We start from the raw sequence: 4,882 nt of genomic DNA on the forward strand, positions 1-4,882 counted from the left end.
CGTCAACCCCAGGAGGGACCGTCTGCTTCACGTTGCGTTGCTCCACGGAGCCAGCCCACGAAGCAGTGCCCGATAGGGGATCGGTCACCGGTCGAGGCGGCCCAGGCATCATTGGGGCATGAGAGCGGGGACAGTCACCTACAGGCAGACCCTCGCTGGTGTCTTGGCTGTTCTCAGCGATGTCGACCCGTATGGTCTCGAGCCTGGTTCGCCGGAGGGTGCTCCGCCGGATGAGTACGAGATGGAGGCAATCGACCTGGTTCGCATTCTTCTTAAGGCCGGCGCCGTCACGACCCAAGATGTCGAGGCGGTCTGGATGCGCTGGTTCTCTGAGTCGCTCGTCCTTCGACTCGGACCGCCCCGAATGGCACAACTGGTCGATCGACTTAACCGACTCGTGGACGGCGCCCGGTAGGGGATGGCCTGTCGGAACGGTCACGTGGCCGCGGACCATGGGTCGGGGACGCCTTGACCGGATCCGAGCTGGTCCATGAAGGTGTTGTGTACGCCGATGAGTTCCCTCATCGGTACCGTCCCCTTACTGACGGTGGCGACGTCCTTTCCCTCTGTGGTGAAGGGGGGAGGGTAGAGATGCAAGCCGTCGGCCAGGTTCAAGGCGGCGAGGTCGTCTTGCCATCGTGGCCATCGGAGCGTCTCGTAGAACTTCGTGATAGCCCCTGCGAGCATTGTCGTCACGAACTGCGCGTGGCCGATTTCGAGGTCTTCCCAGGTCAGGTTGTCCACTGAGAAGTGGTGGACGGAGCCGTCGCCTTTGCCGAATGCGCCGCCGTCCAGGGCAAATGCTCCGCCGAGTACGTCGTAGGCAACGACGAGGAGTCCTGGTGTGCCGGCGCTGGCTTGATCCAGACCGGGTAGCCCTCCATTTGAGGAGCTGCCGCCGAGGATTCGTAACCAGCCGTGATCGATGAGCAGGCCCGATGTTTCTCGAGCGAGGGCGCCAAGGTATGAGCTCGGCCCAAGTTCCAGCGCTGACGCCGTACGCGCATTTGCGTCCCGTGGCAGAACGGCGACATCAAGGGGTGATGCTGAGATGAGGTCGCTAAGTTCTGCCCACGCATTGTCCCCAGTGTTCCCCATGGTCATAGTTTGAGCCATAGCCAGGGTTTACCGGATGCAGACCCAGAAGATCTGCCCGGTAGGGGATCGCCTGCCGGCCTACTCGATGGCTTGAACGTGGTCCCATCTCGCGAGCGTGTGTGCTGGATGATGGACGCATGACGGTCCCCGAGGAATCGCCCCCGCTGCGGAGATCGAAATTCCGTAGCAGGGACGAGATGGCGGCGGCTGCCGAACGGAGCGTCCTCTCGGAGCACCCGGATCTGTCCCAGCGTGTTGTTGGAGTCATCGACGAGTACGGGACCACGACGTCGAGGATCATTGAGCAGCGGCTCCAACCAGGGGATGCGGACAAAGTCAGAGACGTTCGCTCGGTCCGCTGGCTGAATGTGCGAGGTATTCCCGGTGCCGTCTCTCTCCTCGCAACGTTCTTGGTCTTCGAAAACCTGAGTGGTGGCAGGTATCAGCCGCGGGCTGTCCCGTTCTCGAACATTACGGCCCCCATCCCGCATCCTCTCGACATCTGGGCCGCTGCGTGGGCTGGGGTGGCGCTGCTCGGCGCTTTCATCGGGGTCATGGCGGCAGATCGGTCGCGGCCGCCATACCTGCTCGGAGGGGCGGCGGCGCTGTCGATGCCGTCTGCGGTCATCGGTGTGTTCGATGAAGGCACGGCAGTCAACGAGCACATCGCGCCGTGGCTCGGCACGTGGTCGTTGATGCTCCTCGTGCTTGCGGGATCGGCATTGGCAATGTGGTCACGGGGTCACCGGCGCCGCCTCGCGGTATCGGGGGGAGCGACGGCCCGGGTTGCCGCCGCGCGGGCGGGCGTAGAGGTCGAGCATGAACGTGCTCTTTACCGCCTCGCGGAACTGATGCCACCTCGCTCGCCAGAGGGGCGTCAGCTGCTCGCGGACCGTGACCGGGCTGTGGTCGCATCCCATCGAGCGGCCGGCGCTTCTGCATGGGACTGGAGAAGGTCCGAAGGGCCGGTACCCGTCGGCGGCTTTATGTTGGCAGCAGAACACTCGGTCAGGTGCGCCGAGCTCGGACCGGCAGGATGAAGGTGTCCCGATAGACGATCGACCACCGGGGCGACCTCGTAGGGTCGTTGCATGGATCAGGGCGAAGTCGTGGAGCATGTCGCACTCAGGGCCGGGTCGGCGGGCTGCCCCATTGTGGTCGGTATCTCGGGCTTCTGCGGGTCAGGGAAGTCCACGCTTGCGCACCGCATGGTCGAGGCCCTGCCTGGCGCCGTGAGGATGCGCGGTGACGACTTTCTCGATCCTGCACGCTCTCACCTCCGCTCTGCGGACTGGGACGGAGTGGATCGGCAACGTCTCGTTTCGAGTGTCTTGGAGCCCTTCCGCGGCGAGCAGCAGGGCGAGTTCCGACGGTATGACTGGGCGGTAGGGGCCCTCGGCGCTCCGGAGCCGGTTCCTCGCGCCGAGATCCTCGTCGTCGATCTCATCGGCCTTTTCCACCCTGAGGCCCTGCCTTCCCTCGACGTCACGGTCTGGTGCGATGTCGAGCTCGACGTCGCCGTCGGCCGCGGCATGGCCCGCGACAGGGAGCTAGGCCGACGCCACGAGGCGCTGTGGACCGACGTCTGGGCTCCGAACGATCGCGACTTCGCCCAGGAATTCTTGCCGCGAGAGCGCGCAGAGACGCTGTACGCATCGTCTGATTCGGGGATCGGTCAGCGGTTCACTGAGGTTACGTAGGGTGATGAACCTGGCTCATGTTCGGCGGATGTCCAAGGGCCCGGATGCGGCAAGCGTGGGTTGGCTTCTCGGTGAGGCGGCCTCGTCGGGGGCCGTCTTGGGTATCGCTTCGTGGCTCGTTTCGGCGGCGCTGCGCGGTGGTCTCTCGCCCGAACCCGGGCTCATTCTTCTTCTCGTAGGAGCAGTCACGGCTCTCGTCGGCGCTGTTTTCGCGTTGGGAGCAACCTGTGCGGGCCTTATCGTGGTCCGCGCGTTGGACCCTCGGCGCACTCGTCCGCGTCTTCGCCTGGTGATGGGGGCCATCACCGGTGGATTCGTGACGTGGCTGTTGGTCCGGATGCTCATGGTTCCTCAGTTGTTGTTGCCAGTCTGGCTCCCTGTTGCCGCAGCAATCACCGGCGTGGGGTTCGCGCTCGTACTCCTCCTTCGCTACGAACGTCCTCGAGCGGATCGCCGTCTCGTTAGGGCTGGCAGCTGGCCCGCGTCCTCAGACGATAGGGGTTGATCTCTGTGCTCCAGTTGTCGTGACGAAGCATCCGTTGAGGGGACAGTTCGGCCTCAGTGGTGTCGCGTCCCTTCTTGGCGTCCGTGTGGGGACGGTGGGCATGGCAGTCTCGACGTCATGTCGCATCACGTTGCTGTGGGGGCCCTTTCGGGTCCGAGGGGCCTGCTCCTTGCGCGAAGGCGTGCCGACAAGTCTTGGTACCCCAGCTGTTGGGATTTCCCGGGTGGTCATCTCGAGCCTGGTGAACGTGCGGCCGATGCGCTTGTGCGTGAGCTCCGGGAAGAGATCGGTGTCGTGGCTGTGGTGAGGGGATCGCCAGACATGCAGGTGAGAGAACGACCTGACGTTCCGGGTGGGATGGTGCTTGATCTGTGGTTGATCACGGAGTGGGAGGGGTATCCGACGAACTGTGCTCCTGAGGAGCATGACGAAGTGAGGTGGTTCTCGCCTGCGGACGCTCTGCGTCTGGACCTCGCCCACGACTCGTACCGCGTGTTCCTCGCAGAGCTCGACGACTCTCGTCGACAGGGGTGATCCGGGTCGCGCCATCGTGCACGCCCACTGTCCCGATAGACGATCGGCCCTCGGGCGGTCCCGGCAGTGGCGTCAGTCGACCGGCACAAGTCCTCGGTCGGCCTCGTGGTTAAAGCCTGTTTCGTACAGATCCACGTCCACGTCGACGATTTCGATGCGGAACTGGTCGAGAAACCGTCGGAAGCCGGGATCGAGGCGGAGGCTCCTGATTGCGCGACGTGCTTCAGTCTCCGAGGTGAAGTAGCCGATCTGTTTGAGGTCGACCAAGGGCCATTCGGTGTGCTGTCCGCGGGGTCGGAGGTGTGTGACGGAGAAAAGCTTCATTCTTCTCGGCCCTCGGCGTCATAGGAGAAGAAGCCGCCACGCCAGACGACGTCGTCGAGGTCGTACTGGAACACGGTCAGGCCCTCGTCGAAATCTACCGGCCCAAGATGGCCGTCAAAGCCGGGCTGGAGCCGAGCCCGTTCAACTGCCTCGTTCGCCAGCTTCTCCGTCGAGTAGACACCGAACACACGTGGAAACGCGACCTCCTCATATCTGGAGACGGTTGCTGCGTAGAGATGTCCTACCGTCCAGACAGACCGGCGTTCCGTATCGGGTGTCGACGGGTTGATCACTTGATCAGGCTAGGACGTCGCCGGGGATGCCCGATAGCCGATCGCTCAGCGGCCTCTTGGCTTTCGGGTAGTCCCGTCGACGCTGTCGCCCTCGTTTCTAAGTACTTCGCCTTCGGCTACGTCTTCCGTGATGGTGATGCCCGGATTCCAGCCGTGGCGCGTCCACCAGGTGCGCAGCGCGATACCGATCGAGAGACCAAGAGGTAGTGCTGCAAGGGTGAGAGCTGCGCCATCCACAAGAACCAGCAGGAGTATGCCAACCGCAAAACCGACGGCGCAGAAAAGGTAGATCCGTTGGCTGCTTCGGGATGACATAAAGGCACCATAGGCTGAAGGTTGGGTCTCTATGCGTCCCGCCCGATAGGGGATGGCGGTTTCAGGGGGTCGTTGCAACGGGTGGTTGTTTCGGGTCCGAGAGTAGCTCCTGG

At 63.6% G+C, this 4,882-nt stretch carries 7 protein-coding genes; 3 read left to right on the forward strand and 4 right to left on the reverse strand.

The features are described from left to right. Positions 1-435 precede the first annotated feature (435 nt). Positions 436-1,098 carry a DUF2625 family protein gene (locus ASL10_RS15760; protein ID WP_162234625.1) on the reverse strand — a complete coding sequence of 221 codons (663 nt, stop codon included), beginning with the start codon at positions 1,096-1,098 and terminating at the stop codon, positions 436-438. A 137-nt stretch (positions 1,099-1,235) separates the two neighbouring features. Here ASL10_RS15760 and ASL10_RS16155 point away from each other — a divergent pair, with 137 nt between their 5' ends. From ASL10_RS16155 to ASL10_RS15765, 3 genes are all read left to right on the forward strand, one after another. After that, positions 1,236-2,138, forward strand: coding sequence for a hypothetical protein (locus tag ASL10_RS16155; RefSeq protein WP_157485576.1), 903 nt, complete (start codon positions 1,236-1,238; stop codon positions 2,136-2,138). Positions 2,139-2,189: 51 nt separating this feature from the next. Next, complete coding sequence (locus tag ASL10_RS15265) at positions 2,190-2,798, forward strand: uridine kinase (protein WP_056049945.1); 609 nt, start codon at positions 2,190-2,192, stop codon at positions 2,796-2,798. Positions 2,799-3,420: 622 nt separating this feature from the next. Then, complete coding sequence (locus ASL10_RS15765; RefSeq protein WP_082460662.1) at positions 3,421-3,837, forward strand: NUDIX domain-containing protein; 417 nt, start codon at positions 3,421-3,423, stop codon at positions 3,835-3,837. A gap of 72 nt (positions 3,838-3,909) precedes the next feature. On the opposite strand, the gene ASL10_RS15270 is transcribed toward ASL10_RS15765, so the two are convergent. The 3 genes from ASL10_RS15270 to ASL10_RS16165 all read right to left on the reverse strand — a co-directional run. Further along, entirely contained in the window at positions 3,910-4,161 is a 252-nt protein-coding gene (locus tag ASL10_RS15270) for a hypothetical protein (protein ID WP_056049947.1), read from the reverse strand. Continuing rightward, positions 4,158-4,454, reverse strand: a complete 297-nt coding sequence (locus tag ASL10_RS16160; protein WP_157485577.1) for a hypothetical protein — start codon at positions 4,452-4,454, stop codon at positions 4,158-4,160. Before ASL10_RS16160 ends, ASL10_RS15270 begins: the two co-directional genes overlap by 4 nt. Positions 4,455-4,499: 45 nt before the next feature. Then, positions 4,500-4,882 (reverse strand): hypothetical protein (locus ASL10_RS16165; protein WP_235452909.1); only part of this gene is annotated, 383 nt, incomplete at its 5' end.

The sequence above is a fragment of the Frigoribacterium sp. Leaf8 genome (assembly GCF_001421165.1).
Classification (GTDB): domain Bacteria; phylum Actinomycetota; class Actinomycetes; order Actinomycetales; family Microbacteriaceae; genus Frigoribacterium.

Bases quoted from the DNA above. Each gene is read 5' to 3' on its own strand.
- ASL10_RS15760 (WP_162234625.1), bottom strand. From the start codon at position 1,098: ATGGGGAACACTGGGGACAATGCGTGGGCAGAACTTAGCGACCTCATC.
- ASL10_RS16155 (WP_157485576.1), top strand. From the start codon at position 1,236: ATGACGGTCCCCGAGGAATCGCCCCCGCTGCGGAGATCGAAATTCCGT.
- ASL10_RS15265 (WP_056049945.1), top strand. From the start codon at position 2,190: ATGGATCAGGGCGAAGTCGTGGAGCATGTCGCACTCAGGGCCGGGTCG.
- ASL10_RS15765 (WP_082460662.1), top strand. From the start codon at position 3,421: ATGTCGCATCACGTTGCTGTGGGGGCCCTTTCGGGTCCGAGGGGCCTG.
- ASL10_RS15270 (WP_056049947.1), bottom strand. From the start codon at position 4,161: ATGAAGCTTTTCTCCGTCACACACCTCCGACCCCGCGGACAGCACACC.